At 71.5% G+C, this 21,684-nt stretch carries 19 protein-coding genes; 16 read left to right on the top strand and 3 right to left on the bottom strand.

The window, feature by feature from the left end; genetic code table 11:
• A partial coding sequence (locus tag DW296_RS09030; protein ID WP_136051951.1) for a M20/M25/M40 family metallo-hydrolase occupies positions 1–970 on the bottom strand: 970 nt, incomplete at its 3' end.
• Between the two features lie 93 nt (positions 971–1,063).
• Between DW296_RS09030 and DW296_RS09025 the strand changes: the two genes are divergently transcribed.
• From DW296_RS09025 to DW296_RS08975, 11 genes are all read left to right on the top strand, one after another.
• Complete coding sequence (locus tag DW296_RS09025; protein ID WP_136051950.1) at positions 1,064–1,840, top strand: GNAT family N-acetyltransferase; 777 nt, start codon at positions 1,064–1,066, stop codon at positions 1,838–1,840.
• Entirely contained in the window at positions 1,837–2,526 is a 690-nt protein-coding gene (locus DW296_RS09020) for a MurR/RpiR family transcriptional regulator (RefSeq protein WP_136051949.1), read from the top strand. The genes DW296_RS09025 and DW296_RS09020 overlap by 4 nt, the downstream gene beginning before the upstream one ends.
• Positions 2,523–3,671: an o-succinylbenzoate synthase gene (gene menC, locus DW296_RS09015; protein ID WP_136051948.1), complete on the top strand. Its 1,149-nt coding sequence runs from the start codon at positions 2,523–2,525 to the stop codon at positions 3,669–3,671. Before DW296_RS09020 ends, menC begins: the two co-directional genes overlap by 4 nt.
• Before the next feature lie 31 nt (positions 3,672–3,702).
• On the top strand, positions 3,703–4,590 hold the full coding sequence (locus tag DW296_RS09010) for an aminotransferase class IV (protein WP_136051947.1): 888 nt from the start codon (positions 3,703–3,705) through the stop codon (positions 4,588–4,590).
• The gene (locus tag DW296_RS09005; RefSeq protein WP_240743046.1) at positions 4,574–5,704 is read left to right on the top strand and encodes a dipeptidase; all 1,131 of its coding nucleotides are present in this window, start codon (positions 4,574–4,576) and stop codon (positions 5,702–5,704) included. The genes DW296_RS09010 and DW296_RS09005 overlap by 17 nt, the downstream gene beginning before the upstream one ends.
• Entirely contained in the window at positions 5,701–6,414 is a 714-nt protein-coding gene (locus DW296_RS09000; RefSeq protein ID WP_136051946.1) for a type 1 glutamine amidotransferase, read from the top strand. The genes DW296_RS09005 and DW296_RS09000 overlap by 4 nt, the downstream gene beginning before the upstream one ends.
• A complete protein-coding gene (locus tag DW296_RS08995; protein ID WP_136051945.1) occupies positions 6,411–7,937 on the top strand; it encodes a serine hydrolase domain-containing protein in 1,527 nt (508 codons plus the stop codon). The genes DW296_RS09000 and DW296_RS08995 overlap by 4 nt, the downstream gene beginning before the upstream one ends.
• Before the next feature lie 83 nt (positions 7,938–8,020).
• Positions 8,021–9,634, top strand: coding sequence for an ABC transporter substrate-binding protein (locus DW296_RS08990; protein ID WP_136051944.1), 1,614 nt, complete (start codon positions 8,021–8,023; stop codon positions 9,632–9,634).
• A 46-nt stretch (positions 9,635–9,680) separates the two neighbouring features.
• On the top strand, positions 9,681–10,628 hold the full coding sequence (locus DW296_RS08985) for an ABC transporter permease (protein ID WP_060921670.1): 948 nt from the start codon (positions 9,681–9,683) through the stop codon (positions 10,626–10,628).
• Complete coding sequence (locus tag DW296_RS08980) at positions 10,625–11,437, top strand: ABC transporter permease (protein WP_136051943.1); 813 nt, start codon at positions 10,625–10,627, stop codon at positions 11,435–11,437. The genes DW296_RS08985 and DW296_RS08980 overlap by 4 nt, the downstream gene beginning before the upstream one ends.
• Positions 11,434–12,942 carry an ATP-binding cassette domain-containing protein gene (locus DW296_RS08975; RefSeq protein ID WP_136051942.1) on the top strand — a complete coding sequence of 503 codons (1,509 nt, stop codon included), beginning with the start codon at positions 11,434–11,436 and terminating at the stop codon, positions 12,940–12,942. Before DW296_RS08980 ends, DW296_RS08975 begins: the two co-directional genes overlap by 4 nt.
• Here the strand turns inward: DW296_RS08975 and DW296_RS08970 are convergent.
• A complete protein-coding gene (locus DW296_RS08970) occupies positions 12,932–13,573 on the bottom strand; it encodes a pentapeptide repeat-containing protein (protein WP_136051941.1) in 642 nt (213 codons plus the stop codon). The genes DW296_RS08975 and DW296_RS08970 overlap by 11 nt on opposite strands.
• A 380-nt stretch (positions 13,574–13,953) precedes the next feature.
• Here DW296_RS08970 and DW296_RS08965 point away from each other — a divergent pair, with 380 nt between their 5' ends.
• From DW296_RS08965 to ndk, 5 genes are all read left to right on the top strand, one after another.
• On the top strand, positions 13,954–14,805 hold the full coding sequence (locus DW296_RS08965; RefSeq protein ID WP_240743045.1) for an endonuclease domain-containing protein: 852 nt from the start codon (positions 13,954–13,956) through the stop codon (positions 14,803–14,805).
• Between the two features lie 312 nt (positions 14,806–15,117).
• Positions 15,118–18,576 (top strand): isoleucine--tRNA ligase, encoded by a 3,459-nt coding sequence (gene ileS / locus DW296_RS08955; RefSeq protein WP_136051940.1) that lies wholly within the window; start codon positions 15,118–15,120, stop codon positions 18,574–18,576.
• On the top strand, positions 18,573–19,925 hold the full coding sequence (locus DW296_RS08950; RefSeq protein ID WP_136051939.1) for a bifunctional folylpolyglutamate synthase/dihydrofolate synthase: 1,353 nt from the start codon (positions 18,573–18,575) through the stop codon (positions 19,923–19,925). The genes ileS and DW296_RS08950 overlap by 4 nt, the downstream gene beginning before the upstream one ends.
• Positions 19,922–20,338, top strand: coding sequence for a DUF4233 domain-containing protein (locus tag DW296_RS08945; protein ID WP_240743044.1), 417 nt, complete (start codon positions 19,922–19,924; stop codon positions 20,336–20,338). Before DW296_RS08950 ends, DW296_RS08945 begins: the two co-directional genes overlap by 4 nt.
• Before the next feature lies 1 nt (position 20,339).
• A complete protein-coding gene (gene ndk / locus DW296_RS08940) occupies positions 20,340–20,756 on the top strand; it encodes a nucleoside-diphosphate kinase (protein WP_025104977.1) in 417 nt (138 codons plus the stop codon).
• A 67-nt stretch (positions 20,757–20,823) separates the two neighbouring features.
• On the opposite strand, the gene DW296_RS08935 is transcribed toward ndk, so the two are convergent.
• Entirely contained in the window at positions 20,824–21,435 is a 612-nt protein-coding gene (locus tag DW296_RS08935; protein WP_025104976.1) for a vitamin K epoxide reductase family protein, read from the bottom strand.
• Between the last annotated feature and the right edge of the window lie 249 nt (positions 21,436–21,684).

Raw genomic sequence — 21,684 nt, 5'->3', positions numbered from 1 at the left:
GTCGTCCCACGTGTACAGGATGATCTCGGTCTCCTCGCCGGCGTGCCAGGAGGGCGCTGTCGGCCGCGGAGGCCTGCCAGGCAGGCCGGGCGCTCAGGACGGCGACCTCGACGCGGGCGCCGGGGCGTACGGGGGTCAGGCCGTGGAGAGCGGCGAGGACGCGCTCCTCCGAGTCCGGGTCGAGGAAACGGAGGCCGACCTCGGCTGCCGCCTGCGCGGGGACGACGTTGGTGCGGGCGCCGCCGTCGATGACGCCGACGTTGCAGAGCACCGGGCTCGGCAGGGTGGGGTCGGCCACGATCGCGCGGACCCGGAGGAGCTGGTCCACGAGCTCGTCGATCGCCGAGACGCCGTGCTCGGGGTCGAGCGCGGCGTGGGCCGCGCGGCCGGTGACGGCGATGCGCACCCGGGCGCTGCCGCGACGGCCGACCTTGAGGGCGCCGTCGGGATGCGGGGACTCGAATCCGATGGCGCAGGCCGCGCCCCTGGCCCGTTCCGCGAGCAGGGGGCCCGAGACGGGGGAGCCGATCTCCTCGTCCGCGACGAGCACGATCCGCACGGCGCGCCGCTGCGCGATCGGCAGGGGCTGCAGGTGTCGCAGGGTCTCCAGCATCACCACGATGCCGGCCTTCATGTCGTAGGAGCCCGGTCCGCGCACGACGTCGTCCTCCTCGGTCCACGGCAGGTCGTCCGCCAGGGTGCCGACCGGCCACACGGTATCGGTGTGGCCGATGAGGAGTACCGGGTCTCCGGTGCCGGGGACGTCGATGACGAGATCCGTCCCGAGCTCGTGCGGGACCCGCTGGACGGTGCCGCCGACGGCGGCGAACCAGGCGGCCAGCAGATCGGCGATGCGGGCGCTCGCCTCGACGTCGCGGCTCGGCGTCTCGAGCAGCACGAGTTCGCGCACGAGTGCGATGATGTCGTCGGAAGGATGGTCCGCGTCGCGCACTGCCGGAGGAGTCGTCACGGTTACGAACCGTATCTTGCCCCTTGATCGCCCCGCAACCCGCCGATAGCATCGCTCACAGCAGCAGGACTCCTCGATCTTAGGAAACGTATCGTGCCTCATTCTTCGGTGGCCGCCGATGTCGCCCACGGCTGCCGCGAACTCACCCGGTACGCCGAGTTCCGTGAGGCCGCGGCGTTGTACGCCCGCGTTTTCGCCTACACGGAGAACGAGTACGCCCTCAACGCCAACCTGCTCACCGCCCTCGCCCGCAACGGCGGTTCGGCGGTCGGCGCGTTCGCCGACGACGGGGAGCTGATCGGGTTCGCGTACGGTTTCGCCGGTTGCGACACCGCGGGCGCCTCGTTCCACTACTCGCAGGCGGCCGCCGTGGACGCCGCGTATCAGGGGCGGGGCGTCGGCCAGGCCCTCAAGCGGGCGCAGCGTGCCGTGGCCCTGCGGTGGGGGCAGCGGACGATGCGGTGGACGTTCGATCCGCTGCTCTCGCGCAACGCCCATTTCAACCTGAGTTCCCTCGGGGCCGTCGGCATCGCCTACGAGCGGGACTACTACGCCCGCCCCGACACCGACCGCCTGGTGGTCTCGTGGGACCTGGACGCCGCCGACCGGCCTTCCCGGCGGTCCCTTCCGATCCCTCCCGTGCTCGGGCCGGACGACTGGGGGCGGGGCGTGGCGGCGGACGACGGCACCTGGATCGCGATCCCGACCCGTCCCGGCGACCTCGACGTCGAGGCGCGCGCGGTGCTCCGGCGGGATCTGGAGCGGACGATGACCGCGGCGTTCCGCCGCGGAGACGTCCTCGTCGGGGCCACGCGCCTCGACGACGACACGGCGGTCTACCGCGCGACACCCGGGGAGGGCACGGCATGAACGACCACGATCACGACCAGGAGGATCGCGACCTCGTCTCTCCGCGGGACCGCTACGGCGAGCGCATCCGCACCAACCTCTCCGCCGAGAGCATCCAGGCGCGGATCATCGAGACGGAGCAGCGCACGCTCGCCCAGACCTTCGAGGAGCTCAGCCGTTCGGCCCAGGTCCCGCAGGCCGCCGCGCTGCTTCTCGGCGCCCGACGACGGTACGTGGCCGGCGAGGGCAAGGCGGCGGCGTACGCGCAGCTCCTCAACGCGGATCTCTCGGCGACGCTGTCGAACGTGTTCCTCGTCGACGGGCACGCGCTGCAGCCGCTCACCGTGCTCACGGATGTGCGGGCCAGCGACGTGCTCATCGCGTTCTCCCTGCGGCGCTACCGGGAGGAGACCGTGCGGCTCGGGCGGCTCTTCCATGAGGCGGGCGGTCAGCTCGTCGTCATCACCGACAGCGAGGAGGCCCCGCTCGCATCGATCGCGACCTCGCTCATCCGGGTGCGCACCGGATCGGCGTCGTACGCGGACTCGCCGACCCCGGTCGCGGCCGTGTGCCATCTGCTGAGCGCGCTCACCACGGCGAGCGCGAAGGGAGCGCGTCGGCGGCTGGCCGAACGCGACCGGCTGGTGGCCCGCCTGGGTCTCTACGGCCCCGAGACGGCGCGCCCCCGCCCGGAGGAGGACGCGTGAGGGTCGTCCGCGTCCGGCTGTTCGCCCTGCGGCAGGCGCTGCGGCACAGCTTCGAGACGAGCTCGCACCGCAAATCCGGCATCGAGCACGTGCTCGTCGAGGTCACCGATGCCGACGGTCAGACGGGCTGGGGGGAGATCGCGTCCCCGAGTGACCCGTTCTACGGCGCGGAGACCACGGTCACCGCGTGGGAGATCGCCACGCGGTACCTCGTGCCCGCGCTGCTGCGTGCCGAGGGGGAGGAGCCGGCGGAGCTGGAGGCGTCGTGGGCGCGGGTCCGCGGGCACGAATTCGCGAAGGCCGGGTTCTCCGGGGCGGTGTGGGACCTGGCCTCCCGGCGGCGGGGGGTCGCGCTCGCCGCGGCCCTGGGCGGGACGCGCGACGAGGTCGTCGCCGGGGTGTCGTTGGGCATCGAGCCGTCGATCGACGAGCTGCTCGCGCAGGTGGAGCTGCAGCGCGCCGCCGGCTACCCCCGCGTCAAGCTCAAGATCGCTCCGGGATGGGATGTCGAGCCGGTGCGTGCGGTGCGCGGCGCCTACCCCGACCTCGACCTCCACGTGGACGCGAACGGCGCCTACGCCGATGACGAGCGGGCGGCCGCGGTGTTCGCGCGCCTGGATCGCGAGGCGCTGACCATGATCGAGCAGCCCTTCGCACCGCGGGATCTCGTGGCCCACGCCGATCTGCAGGCGCGGCTCGACACGGACGTGTGCCTGGACGAGTCGGTCGTCGACCTCGGCGACCTGCGGACCATGATCCGGCTGGGAGCGGGGCGGGTCCTCAACATCAAGGTGTCGCGGATGGGCGGGCTCACCGTCGCCCGCGCCGCGCACGACGTCGCGCGGGACGCGGGCATCCCCGTGTGGTGCGGCGGGATGCACGAGTTCGGCATCGGGCGCGCTGCGAACGTCGCGCTGTCCTCGCTCCCGGGGTTCCTGCTGCCGTCGGATGTGTCGGGATCGGACAAGTACTACGAGTCCGACATCATCGCTCCTCCGGTGACCGCGGTCGCCGGTCGCGTCGCGGTCCCCACGGGACCGGGCATCGGGCACGAGGTGCTCGCCGAGCGCATCGCCCGCGACGCGTCCCGTGTCTTCGACTCCTCCGCGGCCGAGGCTCCCGAGGCCGTCCTGACCGCGGGCTGACCGGCCCCCGAACCTGCGAGAGCGGAATCCCATGCGCGCACTGCTGCTGTACCGGTTCGATCCGGCCGCCGAATCCGCGGAGGACGGGATCCACCCCGTCGATCCACGGGAGCCGATCATCCGGGCGACCGACCTCGGCGTCACCCGCGGCGACGGCGTGTTCGAGACCGCCGTGGTGCGCGGGGGCAGGCCGCAGGCGCTGGAGGCGCATCTCGCGCGGCTGGAGCGTTCGGCGCAGCTCCTGGGGCTGCCCGCGCCGGGCCGCGAGCGGTGGGCAAGGGCGGTGCGCCGCGCGGCCGCCGAGGTCTCCCGCCCCGGAGTGCTCCGCGACGGGGAGATCGCCTCGATCAAGTTCGCGATGACCCGCGGGGACGAGATCGACGCGGCCGGACCGACGGGGTGGGTGCTGGGCTTCGCGGGAGAGGATCCCGCCGGCGTCCGTGCGCGGGGCGTCTCCGCGGTGGTCCTCGACCGCGGATACCGGCACGACGTCATGGAGACGGCACCCTGGCTGCTGCAGGGAGCGAAATCCCTCGCTTACGCCGTGAACCAGGCGGCGCTGCGGGAGGCGCGGAGCCGGGGTGCGGACGATGTCATCTTCGTCAGCGCCGACGGCTTCGTGCTGGAAGGGCCGCGATCGACGCTGATCGCGCTGCTCGACGGGACACTGGTCACGCCACCGCCCGAGTACGGGGTGCTCCCCGGGACGACCCAGGCCGACGTCTTCGCGGGACTCGCCGAGGTGCCCTCCCGCGTCGGTGCGATGGTGCGGGACGATCTGGAGCGGGCGGACGCCCTCTGGCTCTGCTCCAGCACTCGGGGAGCGGTGCCCGTGCGGGAGCTGGACGGCGTCGCGCGCGCCGTGGACCCGGTGCTCACCGCGCGGATGAACGCGGTGCTGGATGGACGAGAGGACTGAGATGGTCGACGCGGACCTGCCGATCGATCGGGTGATCGACGGCCACAACGATCTGGCCTGGGCGAGCAGGACGCTGCTCGGCTACCGGGTCGCGGAGCTCTCCGGGGCGGTGGCGGCCACGCAGACCGACCTGCCGCGACTGGGCGCGGGCGGGGTCGCCGGCCAGTTCTGGTCGGTCTGGGTCGATCCCGTGCTGGAGGGGGCGGAGCAGGTCGTGGCCACGCTCGAGCAGATCGACTTCGTGCACCGGCTCGTCGACGCCCACCCGCAGCGCTTCGCGATCGCTCGGACGGCGGCCGACGTGCGTGCGGCGATGACCGAGGGGCGGATCGCCTCGCTCATCGGCATCGAGGGCGGCGACCAGCTCGGCGGATCGCTGGCCGTGCTGCGGCAGTTCGCGCGTCTCGGCGCGCGGTATCTGACGCTCACCTGGTCGCGGACGATCGCCTGGGCGGACTCCGCGACCGACGAGGCGCGCCACGGCGGTCTGACGGACTTCGGACGCGAGGTGGTGCGTGAGATGAACCGCATCGGTGTGCTCGTCGACCTCTCGCACGTCGCTCCGATGACCATGCGGCATGCCCTGGAGGTCGCGACCCGCCCGGTGATGGTCAGCCACTCCGGCGCCTTCGCCCTGTGTGACCACCCTCGCAACGTGCCGGACGACGTGCTCGCCGCGATCGGCGCGCAGGGCGGCGTCGTGATGGTGCCGTTCGTCCCCACGTTCGTCTCGCAGGCCCGTCGCGACTGGTGGGAGGCGGGGGGAGAGGGAGAGGCGCCGCACGTCGGCGTCGCGGACGTCGCCGATCACCTGGATCACGTGCGTCGCGTGGCCGGCGCGCATGCGGTCGGGATCGGCGCCGACTACGACGGCTCCGATGCGATGCCGGACGGTCTCGGCGACGTCTCGGGGTACCCGGCGCTGTTCGCCGAGCTGCGGCGTCGCGACTGGTCGGAGGACGACCTCCGGGCGGCGGCGCACGAGAACGTCCTCCGCGTGCTGGAGGCGTCGGACCCCGACCACGAGGCTTTCCTCGCGGGCAGCGCAGGAGAGCCGGCCGCAGCCGCGCTCGTGCCGGCGGTCGACACGTCGACCCGGGAGGGAGCGCTGTGACCCCGCGCGTCCTCGTGATCGTGAACTCCGCGAGCTCCGGCCCGCGCCGCCTCGGCACCTGGCTGCGGGAGAAGGCGATCGATGTCGACGAGATCGTGGGAGCCGAGCAGCCGCTGCCGATCTCTCTGGACGGCTACGCCGGACTCGTCATGCTGGGCGGCGGGCTCATGCCGGACGACGATCACCGCGCGCCGTGGCTCGCCGCCGAGCGCGCGCTCGCCGCGGAGGCCATCGCCCGCGACCTCCCCACGCTCGGCATCTGCCTGGGTGGTCAGCTGCTCGCCCACGTGGCGGGCGGCGAGGTCGCGGAGAAGACCGGACCGATCGAGCGCGGGGCGACCCCCATCCGCCCGACGGCGGCCGGGCGTGCGGATGCCCTGTTCGCGGCGTTCGGCGACGAGGCTCCGATGATCGAGAACCATCAGGACATGATCACGCGGCTGCCACCCGCGGCGGTGCTGCTCGCATCGAGCGCCGCCGTCGAGAACCAGGCCTTCCGGCTGGGGGCGCGGGTGCGCGGCGTCCAGTTCCATCCGGAGGCCTCCGCCGCCGACCTCGCCCGATGGGACGACGCGGCGCTGCGGGGGGAGGGACGCTCTCTTCCCGCGCTCATCGCGGACGCCGAGCGCGTGCACGATCACAACACCGCGGCCAGCCGCGCGCTCATCGAGGCCTTCGCCGACGAGGTGCGCGCCGGGGTCCCCGTATGACCGGGCAGCATGCGGATCTCCTCGTCACCGCCGAGTCCGCCGCGGAGGCACTCCGCCACGGCCTGGACGAGCGCGCGCGTCGTGCCGCTCCGGCCGCCATCGCCGCGGTGGCCGAACGGGGAAGCATCCGCGCAGTGCTCACCCACGGCCATCCACGCGCCGATGAGGCCCCGACGACGCGGGACACGGTCTTCCGCATCGCCTCGATGTCCAAGAGCTTCCTGGCCGCCACCGTGCTCTCCCTTCGAGACCGCGGCCTGCTCGACCTCCACGCGCCGATTCGCACCTATCTGCCGGAGGTCCGGCTGCGGCATCGGGGTGCGGACGTCGAGGTCACCGGCGACCTGCTGCTCTCCAACCGGTCCGGTCTGGGGGAGGACAACGCCTGGGTGGACCGGCATCTCGGCGCCTCCCGTTCGGAGATCGCCGCCGTGTTCGCAGGTGGGGTGCACCTCGCGGCCGCGCCGGGAACCGTCTACCAATATTCCAACCTCGGCCAGTCGCTGCTCGGCCGCGTCGTGGAAGCGGTGACGGACCGGGCCGTGGAGGACGTGATCCGGGAGACCCTGCTCGAGCCCCTCGGGCTGCGCCGGACCGCGCACGCGTCGGACGGCTACGCGCCGGAGACGCTGGCCGGCGGGTTCCGGACGTTCGACGACGGCACCACGTTCCGCCCCGAGCCGTTCGTGGGGTCCGGCGCGCTCGGCTGCATCGGCAGCATGTTCAGCACCGTCGACGACATCGCGAGATGGATGTGGTTCCTCGGCTCGGCCTTCACCGACGACCCGCTGGCGCCCGCCGTGCTGGCTCCGGCGTCGCGACGGGAGCTGCAGCAGGCCCGCACCCCCATCCCGGTGCCGTCGGCGATGTTCGACGGGCGCGATCTCGCGGGGGCCGGCTACGGCTACGGCCTCTTCGTCGAGGACGACCGGCGGTTCGGGCGGGTCGTGCAGCACTCCGGCGGCCTTCCCGGCTTCTCGGCGCATATGCGCTGGCACGCCGCCACCGGCGTCGGCGTCGTGGCCTTCGGGAACTCCGACGAGTTCGGCGCCCGGCGGATCGCGGGAGCCGCGCTCCAGCAGGTGCTCGAACGGACGGACGCCCCCTCCGCGGTCCTGCATCCGTGGGCGGAGACGGTCGCCGCCGCGCAGGCTCTCGACGCCGCGATCCGCGCCGGACGGCCCGCCGCCACGTACCCGTTCCTCGCCGACCATGTGCTCGACGACGTCCCGGCCGACGTCCGCGATGCCCGGCTGGCGGCGCAGGTCCAGGAGATCGGCGGATTCCGCGCGGAGCAGGACCCGTTCCCGGATCGCGTGGTGGCCGCGGCGACGGAAGCCGAGCTGCGCTGGCGGATCGCGGGAAATCGCGGCGACCTCCTCGTCGACGTGCGGCTGGTCGGGCTGCCGGAGCCTCGCGTGCAGGGGGTGAGCGCGGCGGTCGTCGCGCCAGGGCAGACGCGTGTCGAGGGGGAAAGGGCCGGGGCCGCAGAGCGGCATCGGATCATCCTGCCATCCCCCTGATCCCGGGACGGCACAGATCGACCGGGTCCAAAAAACCGCCCTAGGATGGAGACATCCCGACCCGTCCGTTCTGAGGAATCCTCATGCCCGCCACCCCTGTGCGTCGCCTCCTTCCCCTCGCCGCGCTCGCCGCTGCCACCGCCCTGGTGCTGACCGCGTGCGCCGGCCCGTCCACGGAGAGCGACGGCGGTGAGCTCGTGTGGTCGATCGAGGGCGCGAACCTGTCCGCGGGGCACATGGACCCGCAGGTGAGCCAGCTGGACGTCTCCGGCATGGTGCAGCGCGCGGTGCTCGACTCCCTGGTGTTCCAGGAGGACGACGGCACGTTCAGCCCGTGGCTCGCGAAGAGCTGGGACGTCTCGCCGGACAGCACGGAGTACACCTTCACGCTGCGCGACGACGTGACCTTCACCGACGGCGAGCCGTTCGATGCGGAGGCCGTGAAGGCGAACTTCGACCGGATCGTCGACCCGGAGACCGCCTCGGCCCAGGCGGCGAGCATGCTCGGCGCGGACTTCTACGCCGGCACCGAGGTCGTCGACGACCACACGGTGAGGGTCTCGTTCACGCAGCCGTATGCGCCGTTCCTGCAGGCGGCCAGCACCCCGCAGCTCGGCTTCTACTCACCGGCCGTGCTGGCCGAGTCGGCCGACAAGCTCAAGGCGGGCGGCCCCGACGTCACGGTCGGCACCGGACCCTTCGTGCTCACCGAGTACACCGCCGACCAGGAGATCGTCTACACGCGCAACGACGACTACGCCTGGGGCCCGCACGAGACGAAGGCGCCGGCGTTCGAGACGCTGCGCGTGCAGATCCAGCCGGAGGCGTCGGTGCGTACCGGAGTCATCGAGAGCGGAGAGGCCGACCTCGCCAGCAACATCCCGCCGAACCAGGTCGCCGGTCTGGACGACGCCGGCGTCACGGTGGACTCGGTGGAGTACCCCGGGCTGCCCTACGCGCTCTACCTGAACGAGAAGTACGGCGTCTTCGCCGACGAGAAGGTGCGGCAGGCGTTCGCCCGCGGCATCGACGTCGACGCGGCGGTCGAGGAGATCTACTTCGGGCAGTTCCCGCGGGCATGGAGCGTCCTCGGCAGCACGACCCCGGGCTACGACGCGTCGCTGGAGGACTCCTGGCCGTTCGATCAGGACGCCGCGAACGCCCTGCTCGACGAGGCCGGGTGGACGGAGCGCGATGCCGACGGCATCCGCATGAAGGACGGCGAGCGCCTGTCCGTGCGGTGGATCGCCTGGACCCCGGTCCCCGACGACCGCGCGGCGCTGGCCAACGCGATCCAGTCGGACCTCAAGGCCATCGGCTTCGAGGTGCAGCGCGAGGAGCTGGAGCCCGGCGCCTACAACGCCCAGTACGAGCCGAAGACGTTCGACCTCACCGACTGGGGCTTCTCCGGCGTAGACGCCGACTTCCTCCGTGCGCACCTGCACACCGACGGCTTCCAGAACGCCTCGCAGGTGAGCGACCCGGAGATCGACGCGCTCCTGGAAGAGGCGGTCGCGTCGAGCGATCAGGACGCCCGCAACGAGCTCTACACGCAGCTGCAGCAGTGGAACGCGGAGTACACGGCCATCGTCCCGCTCTACAGCCCCTCGGCGATCACGGCGGTCGGCGAGCGCGTGCAGGGTCTGGACTACGACCTCTACGGGCGGCCGCTCTTCTACGATGTGAGCCTCGGCTGACATCCGGCGGCCGTCGTTTCGAGGGAGCGGGCGGAGTGATCGAACCGTGAAGGCGGTGCTCGGCCGTGCCCTCGGGCTCGTCGCCTCGGTGGTCATCGTGCTGTGGGGCGCCGCGACGGTCGCGTTCCTGGCCTTCCGAGTGATCCCCGGCGACCCGGTGTCGGTGATGCTGGGGCCGCAGGCGCAGGTGAGCGAGGCGGTCAAGGACGGCATCCGCGCCGATCTCGGGCTCGACCGTCCGCCGCTGGAGCAGTACGTCGGCTTCATCGGGCAGCTCGCCCGCGGCGACCTCGGAGAGTCGTATCAACTGCGGCTGCCGGTGACCGAGGTCATCGGACGGCAACTGGGTGCGACCGTGCAGCTCTCGGCTCTGGCGCTGGGGATCGCCGTCGTGCTCGCCCTCGCGGTCGCGGTCTTCGTGCGGGGCCGTGTCGGGCGCACCGTCGCCGCCGGCGTCGAGCTCGTGGTGCTCTCCTCTCCGGTGTTCTGGATCGGGCTGCTGCTGCTCAGCGTCTTCGCGTTCGGACTGGGGTGGTTCCCCGTCTCGGGCACCCGCAATCCGGCGACCATCGTCCTGCCGGCGATCACGCTCGCCCTCCCGGTGGCGGCACTGCTCAGCCAGGTGCTGCGCGACGGGTTGATGCAGGCGGAGCGGATGCCGTTCGCGGAGACGGTCCGTGCGCGGGGCGCCGGGCCGACCTGGTTCACGCTGCGGCACGGGGTGCGGCACGGCGCCGCGTCGGCGGTCACCCTCGCGGCCTATCTCACCGGCTCGGTGCTCGGGGGCGCGGTTCTCGTCGAGACCGTGTTCGCCCGGCCCGGCCTGGGGCGGGTCACCCTCGCCGCCATCAACGACCGGGATCTCCCCGTCCTCACCGGCATCATCCTGCTGAGCGCTCTCGTCTTCGTCGTCATCAACGTGGTGGTGGAGCTCGTGCATCCGCTGATCGACCCCCGCGTCGCCGCCTCCTCCCGACCGGGAGTCGTCCGATGAGTAGGGGGCAGCGACTCCTGCTGGGCTCCGCCGCGGTCGTGTTGGTCGTCGTCGCCGTCGCCGCCCTCTGGCCGGGGCTGCTCGCCACGCACGATCCGCTGCAGACCGAGGTCCGGGCCTCTCTGCTGCCGCCGAGTGCCGAGCACCTCTTCGGCACCGATCAGAGCGGCCGCGACGTATACTCCCGCGTGGTGTTCGGCGCGGGGCGCTCGGTCGGGATCGGGCTTCTCGCCACCGCCATCGCCCTCGCCGCGGGCCTGCTCGTGGGGGCGCTCGCCGGCATGTCGCCCCGGGGTGTGGACGTCACGCTCATGCGCATCAACGACGTGCTCATGGCGTTCCCGGAGTTCCTGGTGGCGCTCGTCGTGGTGGCCGTGCTGGGTCCGGGGCCGGTGAACATCGCCATCGCGGTGACGCTGGCCGCCGCACCCGTGTACGTGCGGCTCGCCCGCGTGCAGACCAGGACGCTCCGCGTGGCCGAACACGTCGAAGCCGCCCGCATCCTCGGCGTGCCGCCGCTGCGGGCGTTCCGCCGCCACGTCGTGCCCGGGGTACTGGGTGCGCTGAGCGTGCTGGCGACCATCGGCATCGGATCGAGCATCCTGGCCGCGGCCGGACTGAGCTTCCTGGGTCTCGGGCCGTCCGAGCCGACCCCGGAGTGGGGTCTCATGCTCGCCGGCGGGCGCAATGTGCTCGGACAGGCCTGGTGGGTGTCGGTGTTCCCCGGACTCGCGATCACGCTGACGGTGGTGTGCGCGACGGTGGTCGGACGCATCCTCCGGGCCCGGGCGGACGGGAGGGACGCATGAGTGCGGTGCTGGAGGTCGAGGGACTGCGGATCGCCTTCGCCGGGACTCCCGTCGTGGAGGGCGTGTCGTTCGCGGTGGATACCGGCGAGTGCGTGGCGATCGTGGGGGAGTCGGGGGCGGGGAAGTCGCTCTCGGCCCGCGCTCTGCTCGGCCTCACGCCGCCCGCGGCCGACGTCGCCGTCGACCGGCTCAGCGTCGACGGGGTGGACGCCGCCGCCCTGACCGAGCGCGGCTGGCGACGGATCCGGGGCACCGGGATCGGCCTCGTGTCGCAGGACGCTCTCGTCTCCCTGGACCCGCTGCGACGGATCGCGGACGAGATCGCCGAGCCGCTGCGGCTGCACCGTCTCGTGCGCGGTCGGGCGCCCCTCGCCGCGCGCGTCCGGGACCTCCTCGCGCGGGTGTGGATGCCCGACCCCGACCGCCGCGCGCGGCAGCGTCCGCAGGAGCTCTCCGGAGGGTTGCGGCAGCGCGCGCTCATCGCCTCGGCGCTGGCCGGGAACCCCGCGGTGCTCGTCGCGGATGAGCCCACCACGGCCCTGGACGCGACCGTGCAGGCCCGGATCCTCGTGCTCCTGCGGGAGATCGCCGACGACGGCACCGCCGTGGTGTTCATCAGTCACGACTTCGCGGCGGTGCGGCGGGTGGCGGACCGGGTGCTGGTGATGAAGGACGGCCTGATCGTGGAGTCCGGGCCGGTCGCGGAGGTGCTCGCCGCCCCTCGCCACCCGTACACGCAGCAGCTCATCGCGGCGACCATGCACGAGCCGCGGGAGGAGCGTGCGGCGTCCTCGGAAGTCGTGGTCGTCGCCGAGGAGGTGTCCAAGGCTTTCGGCGGGGTGGCCGCCGTCGTCGACGCGTCGTTCACGGTGTCTGCCGGTCGGACGCTGGGCATCGTCGGCGAATCCGGATCGGGCAAGACGACCCTCGCCCGGATGCTGGTGGGCGTCGAGAGGCCGGACACCGGAGTGCTGCGCTGGAACGGAACGCCGCGCGTGCAGCTCGTGCACCAGAACCCGCTCGGCGCCTTCGACCCGCGGTGGACGGTGGGGCGGTCGCTGGAGGAGGCACTGGAGGCGGGAGGGATGCCGCGTGGTGCGCGTCGGACCCGTGTCGCGTCGCTGCTCGCGGAGGTCGGGCTCGATGCGAGTCTGGCGGCGCGACGGCCGGCGGCGCTGTCGGGCGGGCAGCGGCAGCGGGCGGCCCTCGCCCGAGCGCTCGCCGCCGACCCGGACGTGCTGGTGCTGGATGAGCCCGTCTCGGCCCTCGACCCCTCGGTGCGCGAGCGGGTGCTCCGGCTCCTCGCGCGGGTGCAGGAGGAGCGGCGGCTGACGATGGTCTTCGTCTCCCACGACCTCGACGTCGTCGGCGCCGTCGCGGACGACGTCCTGGTCATGCAGGACGGCCGGATCGTGGAGCAGGGGCCCACGGCGGCGGTGTTCGCCGCGCCGCAGCACCCGTTCACCCGGGAGCTGCTCGCGGCGAGCGGCCCCGTCAGTCCGTGACGATGATCCCGAGGCCTGCCGCCATCACCGGTGCGAGCTGCTGCACCTGCACCGACGAGAGCGTGGCGCCGCGGAGGCTCTGGACGTCGAGGTAGGAGAGCGCGTCGAGGCCGCGGAGGTCCACATCCTTCGCGCGCAGGCCTCGGGGGTCGACCTCGTCGCTGCGCGTGGCCTGGAACCGGACGCGCGTGAGCTCGGCCTGCGGGATGTCGATCGTGCGGATGGCGCATCCCACGACGTCGACGTCGTCGGCGCGTGCGGCGCCCAGGTTCAGATAGTCGATGCGCACGTCGCGCAGTTCGAGCTCCGCCACGCGGGCGTCGCTGAGGTCGAGGGTCCCGATGCGCCCGCCCGTGATCCGGAGCCGACGGATGCTCGCGTTCCGCAGCCGGAGCGCCGCGATGCGCGGTTCCGGGAGATCGACGTCGAGGAGCGTGGCCCCGGTGAGGTCGACGCTCTCGGCGTCCGCCTGCACTGCGCATTGCTCGAGCGTGGCGTACGCGAGGTCGACGGTGCCGGTGAGCTCCAGGGCGGCGGCGAGGAGATCCGCCCGGCGCGCGGGTTTCCGCGGCTCCAGCACGGGCGGCAGATCGGGCGCGGACACACGGGGTGCGGTCGGGGAGTTCGGCATCCTCCGAGGCTATGTCCTCCCTCCGACACCCTTACTCCTTCCTGCTCCGGTCCCAGGTCGCAGATCCTCACCGCCTCGCCCCCTCTCGCGCAGCCCCTGCGACAGGAGTCCCAATCTGCGACCTGGCCCCGGCCCACCCCGGCCCTGGCCCAGCTCCGTGGCTCCGGGCCTCAGTCTGCGGGAGGTCGCTGATCTGCGCCGCGTCGCAGGCTCTCCGTGGGAACGTCCGGCGGGGGCGGGAATCTGCGACATCGAGCGGGGGTCCGGAGGAGAGGGACTCGGGCTGCACAGGAGGGGGTGTGCGGGAGTTGTACACAGGGAATGGGAGGAGGCGGCCGGGGTGGGGAGCACCGGAGGGGATGGGGAGCAGCATCGGGGGCATGAACGGGATGAGGCGGGCACGGCTGCTGCGGGCGATGCGCGAGGTCGACGGAGTCGCGCGGGTCGAGCGGCTCCGGGAATACGGGGTCAGCCGGTACGACCTCGAGACGGCGCTCTCGGAGCGGATGATCCAGCGGGTGCGGGTGGGGTGGGTGGCGCTGCCCGACGCCGATCCGCGTCGGGTGACCGCGGCGCAGCATGGTGTTCTGCTGACGTGCGTGACGCAGGCGCGGCGGCTGGGCCTCTGGGTGCACGACGAGAGGCCGCGCCTTCACCTCGCGGCCAGCCCGGGCAGCCGGGGTGGGAAGCCGCCGGAGGCACGCGTGCACTGGGCTCGGCCTCTGGTTCCGCGACACCCGGATGCCCTGGAGGACTCGATCGAGAACGTGCTGAGCCTGGTGTCCACGTGTGAGCCGTACGAACAGGCGCTCGCGACCTGGGAGTCGGCATTGAACAAGGGTCTCGTCGATCGAGAGAGGCTGCTCCGACTCCGCTGGGGACCGCGCGGGCGGCGGCTCCTGGCCGAGGCGCTGCCGTTTGCGGATGCGGGGCTTGAGACCTACCTGCGCGTGCGACTGCGCTGGCTCCGTCTGCCGCTGCGCTTTCAGACATGGATCGCCGGACATCGGGTGGACGCCCTGATCGGCGAGCGACTCGTGCTGCAGATCGACGGCGGCACCCACGTCGGAGCCCAGCGCGACCAGGACAACCGTCACGACGCGGAGCTGAAGCTGCGCGGCTACCACGTCATCCGTCTGGGCTATCACCAGGTGATGGACGAGTGGCCCGCGGTGCAGGACCTCGTCATGCGCGCCGTCGCCCAGGGACTGCATCGTGCTCGCACGACGTGATGTCGCAGATTCCGCCCCGGGTCGCAGGGGTGTCTCCGGTTCCTGCGACGTGGAAGGGAATCCGCGGGGGGAGGAGCACGCGTACAATGGGCACACGAGCATCGATCCGGCCATCACCGGGGAGCTCTCGGAAGAACGGTCCGGCGACGGACTCAGTAGAACCGAGCGGGGCAGGCCCGTCACAGCCGCAGTGAGAGTGGTCCGTGGATCTCTGAGCTTGTCGAGGGGATTCAGGGGCACGCGAGGTGGTACCGCGGTCCGCGAGGATCGTCCTCGCAGCAGCATCCGCCACGACGACCACTGCGAGAGACCATGACCTACCCGCGCTCCTCCTTCGGCCCCGCTGCCGACCAGGCCGCCACTGTGGCGCCGAGCCCCCGCTTCCCGCAGATCGAGGAGGAGGTGCTCGACTTCTGGAAGACCGACGACACCTTCCGCGCCTCCATCGAGCAGCGCGAGGGTGCTCCCGAGTGGGTGTTCTACGACGGCCCTCCCTTCGCGAACGGTCTGCCGCACTACGGCCACCTGCTCACGGGCTACGCGAAGGACGTGTTCCCGCGCTTCCAGACGATGATCGGGCACAAGGTCGACCGCGTCTTCGGATGGGACACCCACGGGCTCCCGGCCGAGCTCGAGGCGATGAAGCAGCTCGGGATCACCGAGAAGAGCGAGATCGAGGAGATGGGGATCGACGTCTTCAACGAGAAGGCGCGCTCCTCGGTCCTGAAGTACACGCGGGAGTGGGAGGACTACGTCACCCGCCAGGCCCGGTGGGTGGACTTCGAGCGCGGCTACAAGACGCTCGACCTCGGCTACATGGAGAGCGTGCTCTGGGCCTTCAAGACCCTGTACGACAAGGGGCTCGCCTACGAGGGCTACCGTGTGCTCCCGTACTGCTGGCGCGATGAGACGCCGCTGTCCGCGCACGAGCTGCGCATGGACGACGACGTCTACCAGATGCGACAGGACCCGTCGGTCACAGTCACCTTCCCGCTCACCGGCGCGAAGGCCGAGGCGCTGGGCCTCACCGGCGTGCGCGCCCTCGCCTGGACGACGACGCCGTGGACCCTGCCGACCAACCTCGCGCTCGCCGTGGGGCCGGACATCGAGTACGTCGTGCTGCCCGCCGGTCCCGCCGGCGCCTCCGACGTGCACCAGGGCCGCGCTGCCCCCTCGGCCGACCAGCTCGCGGTCGAGGCGTCCGCGCACCGCTACCTGCTCGCGAAGGACCTGCTCGGCGGCTATGCCAAGGACCTCGGCTACGAGAGCCCGGAGGACGCGCTCGCCGCGGTCGACGCGACGCTGCGCGGTGCGGAGCTGGCCGACATCACCTACGACCGCCTCTTCGACTACTACGCGGACGAGGAGACCTACGGCACGGGGAACGCCTGGCGCATCCTCGTCGACGACTACGTCACCACGACCGACGGCACCGGCATCGTCCACCAGGCCCCCGCCTACGGTGAGGACGACCAGCGCGTCGCCGGCGCCGCGGGCATCCCCACGATCCTGTCCCTCGACGACGGCGGGCGCTTCCTCCCGAACGTCACGGATGTCGCGGGCGAGCTGTGGATGGACGCGAACACCCCCCTCGTGCGGATCATCCGCGACAACGGCCGCCTGGTCCGCCTGCAGAGCTACGAGCACTCCTACCCGCACTGCTGGCGCTGCCGGAACCCCCTGATCTACAAGGCCGTGTCGAGCTGGTTCATCCGTGTCACCGACATCAAGGACGACCTCCTCGCGAACAACGAGCAGATCACCTGGGTGCCGGAGAACGTGAAGGAGGGACAGTTCGGCAAGTGGCTCGAGGGCGCCCGCGACTGGTCGATCAGCCGCAACCGCTACTGGGGCTCGCCCATCCCGATCTGGAAGAGCGACGACCCGGAGTACCCGCGCGTCGACGCCTACGGCTCGCTGGAGGAGCTGGAGCGCGACTTCGGCACGCTGCCGCGCAACCCCGAGGGCGAGGTGGACCTGCACCGCCCCTACATCGACGACCTGACGAGGCCGAACCCCGACGACCCCACAGGCAGGAGCACGATGCGGCGCATCGGTGACGTCTTCGACGTGTGGTTCGACTCCGGCTCGATGCCGTACGCCCAGGTGCACTATCCGTTCGAGAACCAGGAGTGGTTCGACTCGCACTCCCCGGCGGACTTCATCGTGGAGTACATCGGCCAGACCCGCGGCTGGTTCTACGTCATGCACGTGCTCTCGACGGCGCTGTTCAACCGCCCGGCGTTCACGGGTGTCAGCTGCCACGGCATCGTGCTCGGCAGCGACGGCTACAAGATGTCGAAGTCGCTGCGGAACTACCCGGACGTGTCCGAGGTGCTGGACCGCGACGGGTCCGACGCGATGCGCTGGTTCCTGATGTCCAGCGCGGTGCTCCGCGGCGGCAATCTCATCGTCACCGAGGAGGGCATCCGGTCCGGCGTGCGGGAGTTCCTGCTGCCGCTGTGGAACTCGTGGTACTTCTTCGCGACGTATGCGAATGCTTCGACAGGCTCAGCAACCCAGGGAGGAGCAGGCTCGGCGCCCCAGGGAGGCGGGTACGAGGCGTCGTGGCGCACCGACTCGACCGACGTCCTCGACCGGTACATCCTCGCGCGCCTGGGCGACCTCGTCCGCGAGGTCCGGGCCGATCTGGAGGGTCTGGACTCGACCACCGCGTCCGCGCGACTGCGCGACTTCGCCGAGGTGCTGACGAACTGGTACATCCGTCGCTCGCGCGACCGGTTCTGGGTGGGCGTGACGGACGACCCGAAGAGCCGCGAGGCGTTCGACACGCTCTACACGGTGCTGGAGACCCTGTGCCGCGTGGCCGCGCCGCTCGTTCCGCTCATCAGCGAGCGCGTGTGGCAGGGTCTCACCGGTGGACGCAGCGTGCACCTGCAGGACTGGCCCGATGCGGATCAGTTCCCCGCAGCCGACGAGATCCGCGACGCCATGGATGCCGTGCGTGAGCTGTCGAGCGTCGGCAATGCCCTGCGCAAGAAGGAGAAGCTGCGCGTGCGGCTGCCGCTCGCACGGCTCACGGTGGTCTCTCCGCTCGCGGCCGACCTCGGACAGTTCGAGGACATCCTCCGCGAGGAGCTCAACGTGAAGACCGTCGAGCTCGTCCCGCTGACCGACGAGGCGGCGGGGGAGTATGGCATCAGCCACCGGCTGAGCGTGAACGCCCGCGCTGCGGGTCCGCGCCTCGGCAAGGACGTGCAGAAGGCCATCCAGGCCGCGCGCTCGGGTGACTGGTCCGAGACCGACGGCGTCGTGACCGCCGGCGGCATCGCACTGGAACCCGCCGAGTACGACCTCGTCCTCGAGACCACGGGCCGCCCCGAGGGGGAGGCCCTGGCCATCGTCCCGTCCGGAGGGTTCGTCCTGCTCGACACCGACACGACGCCGGAGCTGGAGGCCGAGGGTCTAGCGCGCGACGTTATCCGCGCGACCCAGGAGACGCGGAAGAACGCGGGACTTGACGTGAGCGACCGCATTCGACTGAGGCTCTCCTTCGCTAACGCCGACGATGCGGACGCCGTTGCCGCCGCATTCGACGCCGCGCGAGTCGCTGAAGAAACGCTGGCCGAGGAGTATGCCGTCGTGGATCCGGATGGTTCCATCGCCCTCGGATACGCAGCCGTGTTTGCGGCGTCGGCGGACTCCGTTGCCGATGCTGCTATCGAATTCGCCGTGGATGTTCCGAGCGGGAAGTATGCCAACCGCGGTGACTTCACGATCTCCGTAACCAAGATCGAGGTGGGCGCATGAGTGCGAGAGACCGGGCCGACGCCGTCTACGAGACGCTGCTGAGCCGTGCCGGGGAACGCTGGGTGCAGCCGCGCAAGGAGCGGACGGCGCGGATCCTCGAGTACCTCGACGATCCGCAGCGCACCTACCGCGTCATCCACATCACCGGGACCAACGGCAAGACGTCGACCGCGCGGATGATCGAGAGCCTGCTGCGCGCCCATGATCTGCGCACCGGCCTGTTCACGAGCCCGCACCTGGAGCGCTTCACGGAGCGCATCATGATCGACGGCGAGCCGATCGCCGACGAGGCCGTCGCCGACGCCTGGGACGAGATCGAGCCCTTCGTGGGGATCGTCGACGCCGAGCTCGAGGCGGCAGGGGAGGCCCCGCTGACGTTCTTCGAGCTGCTCACGGTCCTCGCCTTCGTCGCGGTCGCCGACGCGCCCGTCGACGTGCTCGTCCTCGAGGTCGGCATGGGTGGGGAGTGGGACTCCACGAACACCGCCGACGGCGACGTGGCGGTGTTCGCTCCGATCGACATCGACCACGCGGACCGCCTGGGAAGCACGATCGCCGAGATCGCCCAGGTCAAGGCCGGCATCATCAAGGAAGGCGCCGCCGTGGTCTCCGCCCAGCAGCCCGCCGAGGCCGCCGAGGTGCTGCGCCGCGTGGCCGCGGAGCGCCATGCCACCATCGCCTTCGAAGGCGAGGACTTCGGGCTCGCCGAGCAGAAGCTCGCCGTCGGCGGTCAGCTCCTCACCATCCGGGGCCTCGCGGGGCAGTACGAGGAGGAGTACCTGCCGCTGTACGGCGCGCACCAGGGCCACAACGCCGCGCTGGCCGTCGCCGCCGTCGAGTCGCTCATCGGCGGCGCCGCTCAGGCGATCGCCGGCGGTGTGATCTCCGACGGACTCCAGGGCAGCACGTCTCCCGGCCGGCTGCAGCTCCTCGGCATCGCCCCCACCGTCATCGTCGACGCCGCGCACAACCCGCACGGCGCTGCGGCGCTCGCCCAGGCGCTCGACGACAGCTTCGACTTCGACGAGTGGGGTCTCGTGCTCGGCGTCCTCGCGGACAAGGACGCGGCGGGGATCGTCGCGCGGCTCGCGCCGGCCGCCGCGCACGTCTTCGCGACCGCTCCGGAGTCGGACCGCGCCAGCGATGCCGACCTCATCGCCGACCTCGTCGAACAGGCCGGACAGCGCGCCACCGTGCACCCGTCGCTCGCCGACGCCGCGGACGCGGCCCGGGAGTGGGCGGCCTCGTCGGATCGTCGGGCCGTCGTCATCGCGGGCTCCGTGGTGCTCGCGGGCGAGGCGATCGCGCTCTCCGAGGAGGAGGACTGGAAGTCGGGGTGGCGCGCGTGAGCGCCTCCGCCGCCCCGCGTCGACCGCGCGCCCCGCGCACCCTCGTGCAGAAGCTCGCGCCGGTGGTGCTCGGCTTCGAGGCGATCGTCGTCTTCCTCGTCGGTCTCACCATCTTCGGCTTGAAGGCTCTGCCGGCCGGCATCGAGCAGTGGTGGGGGATCGTGGGCGGTGCCGTCGTGGCCGTGGCCTGCGTCGTCATCGCGGGCATGATCACGAAGCCCTGGGCGATCCCCGCCGGATGGATCGTGCAGATCGTGGTCGCGCTGTCGGCCATCGCCGTCCCCGCGGTGCTCCTCGTCGTCCTGATTTTCGGCGGGATGTGGGCATATGCGACCATCATGGGGGCCCGCCTGGACGCACGACGCCCCAGCGAGTCTCCGACCGCGCAGAATGCAGACACAGAGAGTGAATGACATGGCCACCGAAGAAACCCTCGTCCTCGTCAAGCCGGACGGTGTCGCCCGCGGCCTCACCGGAACGATTCTCGCCCGCATCGAGGCGAAGGGATACGCCCTCGTCGACATCCGCCTCGTCGAGCCCGACCGCGACCTCCTCGCCGCGCACTACGCCGAGCACGAGGGCAAGCCGTTCTACGAGCCGCTTCTCGAGTTCATGATGTCCGGTCCCTCCGTGGCGATCCGCCTCGCGGGCAACCGCGTCATCGAGGGCTTCCGCTCCCTCGCCGGCACGACCGACCCCACGACCGCCGCGCCGGGCACCATCCGTGGTGACTTCGGTCGCGACTGGGGCCTCCAGGTGCAGCAGAACCTCGTGCACGGCTCGGACAGCCCCGAGTCGGCCGCCCGCGAGCTGGGCATCTGGTTCGACTGACCCCGATCCTCACGACGAAGCCCGTCCGCCGGAATGGCGGACGGGCTTCGTCGTTCTCACGGAGAGATCAGAAGAGGATCTTCGCCATCTCGCCGAGGAAGTCGAGGCCCTGCAGCTGCGCGAGGAAGATGATGAGCGCATACGCGATGACGGTCGCCAGCGGCACCCACGGCATGAGCTTCTCGGCGCGCGCCCGGACCTTCGCGTTGCTCGTGAAGGTGCCGTTGCGGGCCAGGTGGACCATCGTGGCGAAGAAGGTGGGGATCGTCACCGCCCAGGTGACCATGCACCAGGGGCAGAGCACGAAGAGGCTGTACAGGCTCTGCGCGATCAGCCAGCACACGAGGCCGAAGGCGAAGGTGATGCCCGCGCCGAACGCCGCCCAGAACCACCGCGGGAACCGCGCCCCGGCGAGGATCGCGACGCCGACGACGAGCGGCGCCATCCAACCGGTGAGACCGATGATCGGGTTCGGGAAGCCGAACACCGAGCCCTGCCACGACTGCAGGTTGACGCTGCACTGGATGAACGGGCTGAGATCGCACCCGAGCGCTTCCTGCGGCTTCTCCAGCAGTGCGAACTTCTCGACGGTGAGCTGGAAGGCGGCGTACCAGCCGATGACGCTCGCGATGATCAACCACACGGCATAGACGACGGGGCGGGTGCGCTGCTCGCTCATGCTCAGGATTATCCCAGCGACGGCTATGGAAAGGGCGAGAACCGCCCGGATAAAACGGGCGGTGACCGACGGGATGCCGCGATCGGACCGACTTGGTGCGATAATGACCTGTGATGCGATGAACGGCGTTGCCGCGACACGTGTCGAGCAGACTTCGGGGCCCATGCCCCACGCGACCAGAGCCATGAGCCGGTCGCAGACCGATTGAGTTCGCGGCACCCGCGGGTGCCGCATGAGATTTCACGGGAC

The organism is Microbacterium sp. K36 (assembly GCF_004794355.1).
In the GTDB taxonomy this organism is placed as follows: domain Bacteria; phylum Actinomycetota; class Actinomycetes; order Actinomycetales; family Microbacteriaceae; genus Microbacterium; species Microbacterium paraoxydans_D.
The sequence above is the reverse complement of the archived record's forward strand: the minus strand, read 5'-3'. Positions and strand labels throughout refer to the sequence as shown.

Excerpts from the sequence above, each read along its gene's own strand:
- DW296_RS09020 (WP_136051949.1), top strand. The coding sequence starts at position 1,837 with ATGAACGACCACGATCACGACCAGGAGGATCGCGACCTCGTCTCTCCG.
- DW296_RS09010 (WP_136051947.1), top strand. The coding sequence starts at position 3,703 with ATGCGCGCACTGCTGCTGTACCGGTTCGATCCGGCCGCCGAATCCGCG.
- DW296_RS09005 (WP_240743046.1), top strand. The coding sequence starts at position 4,574 with ATGGACGAGAGGACTGAGATGGTCGACGCGGACCTGCCGATCGATCGG.
- DW296_RS08995 (WP_136051945.1), top strand. The coding sequence starts at position 6,411 with ATGACCGGGCAGCATGCGGATCTCCTCGTCACCGCCGAGTCCGCCGCG.
- DW296_RS08990 (WP_136051944.1), top strand. The coding sequence starts at position 8,021 with ATGCCCGCCACCCCTGTGCGTCGCCTCCTTCCCCTCGCCGCGCTCGCC.
- DW296_RS08980 (WP_136051943.1), top strand. The coding sequence starts at position 10,625 with ATGAGTAGGGGGCAGCGACTCCTGCTGGGCTCCGCCGCGGTCGTGTTG.
- DW296_RS08975 (WP_136051942.1), top strand. The coding sequence starts at position 11,434 with ATGAGTGCGGTGCTGGAGGTCGAGGGACTGCGGATCGCCTTCGCCGGG.
- DW296_RS08970 (WP_136051941.1), bottom strand. The coding sequence starts at position 13,573 with ATGCCGAACTCCCCGACCGCACCCCGTGTGTCCGCGCCCGATCTGCCG.
- DW296_RS08965 (WP_240743045.1), top strand. The coding sequence starts at position 13,954 with ATGAACGGGATGAGGCGGGCACGGCTGCTGCGGGCGATGCGCGAGGTC.
- ileS (WP_136051940.1), top strand. The coding sequence starts at position 15,118 with ATGACCTACCCGCGCTCCTCCTTCGGCCCCGCTGCCGACCAGGCCGCC.
- DW296_RS08950 (WP_136051939.1), top strand. The coding sequence starts at position 18,573 with ATGAGTGCGAGAGACCGGGCCGACGCCGTCTACGAGACGCTGCTGAGC.
- ndk (WP_025104977.1), top strand. The coding sequence starts at position 20,340 with ATGGCCACCGAAGAAACCCTCGTCCTCGTCAAGCCGGACGGTGTCGCC.
- DW296_RS08935 (WP_025104976.1), bottom strand. The coding sequence starts at position 21,435 with ATGAGCGAGCAGCGCACCCGCCCCGTCGTCTATGCCGTGTGGTTGATC.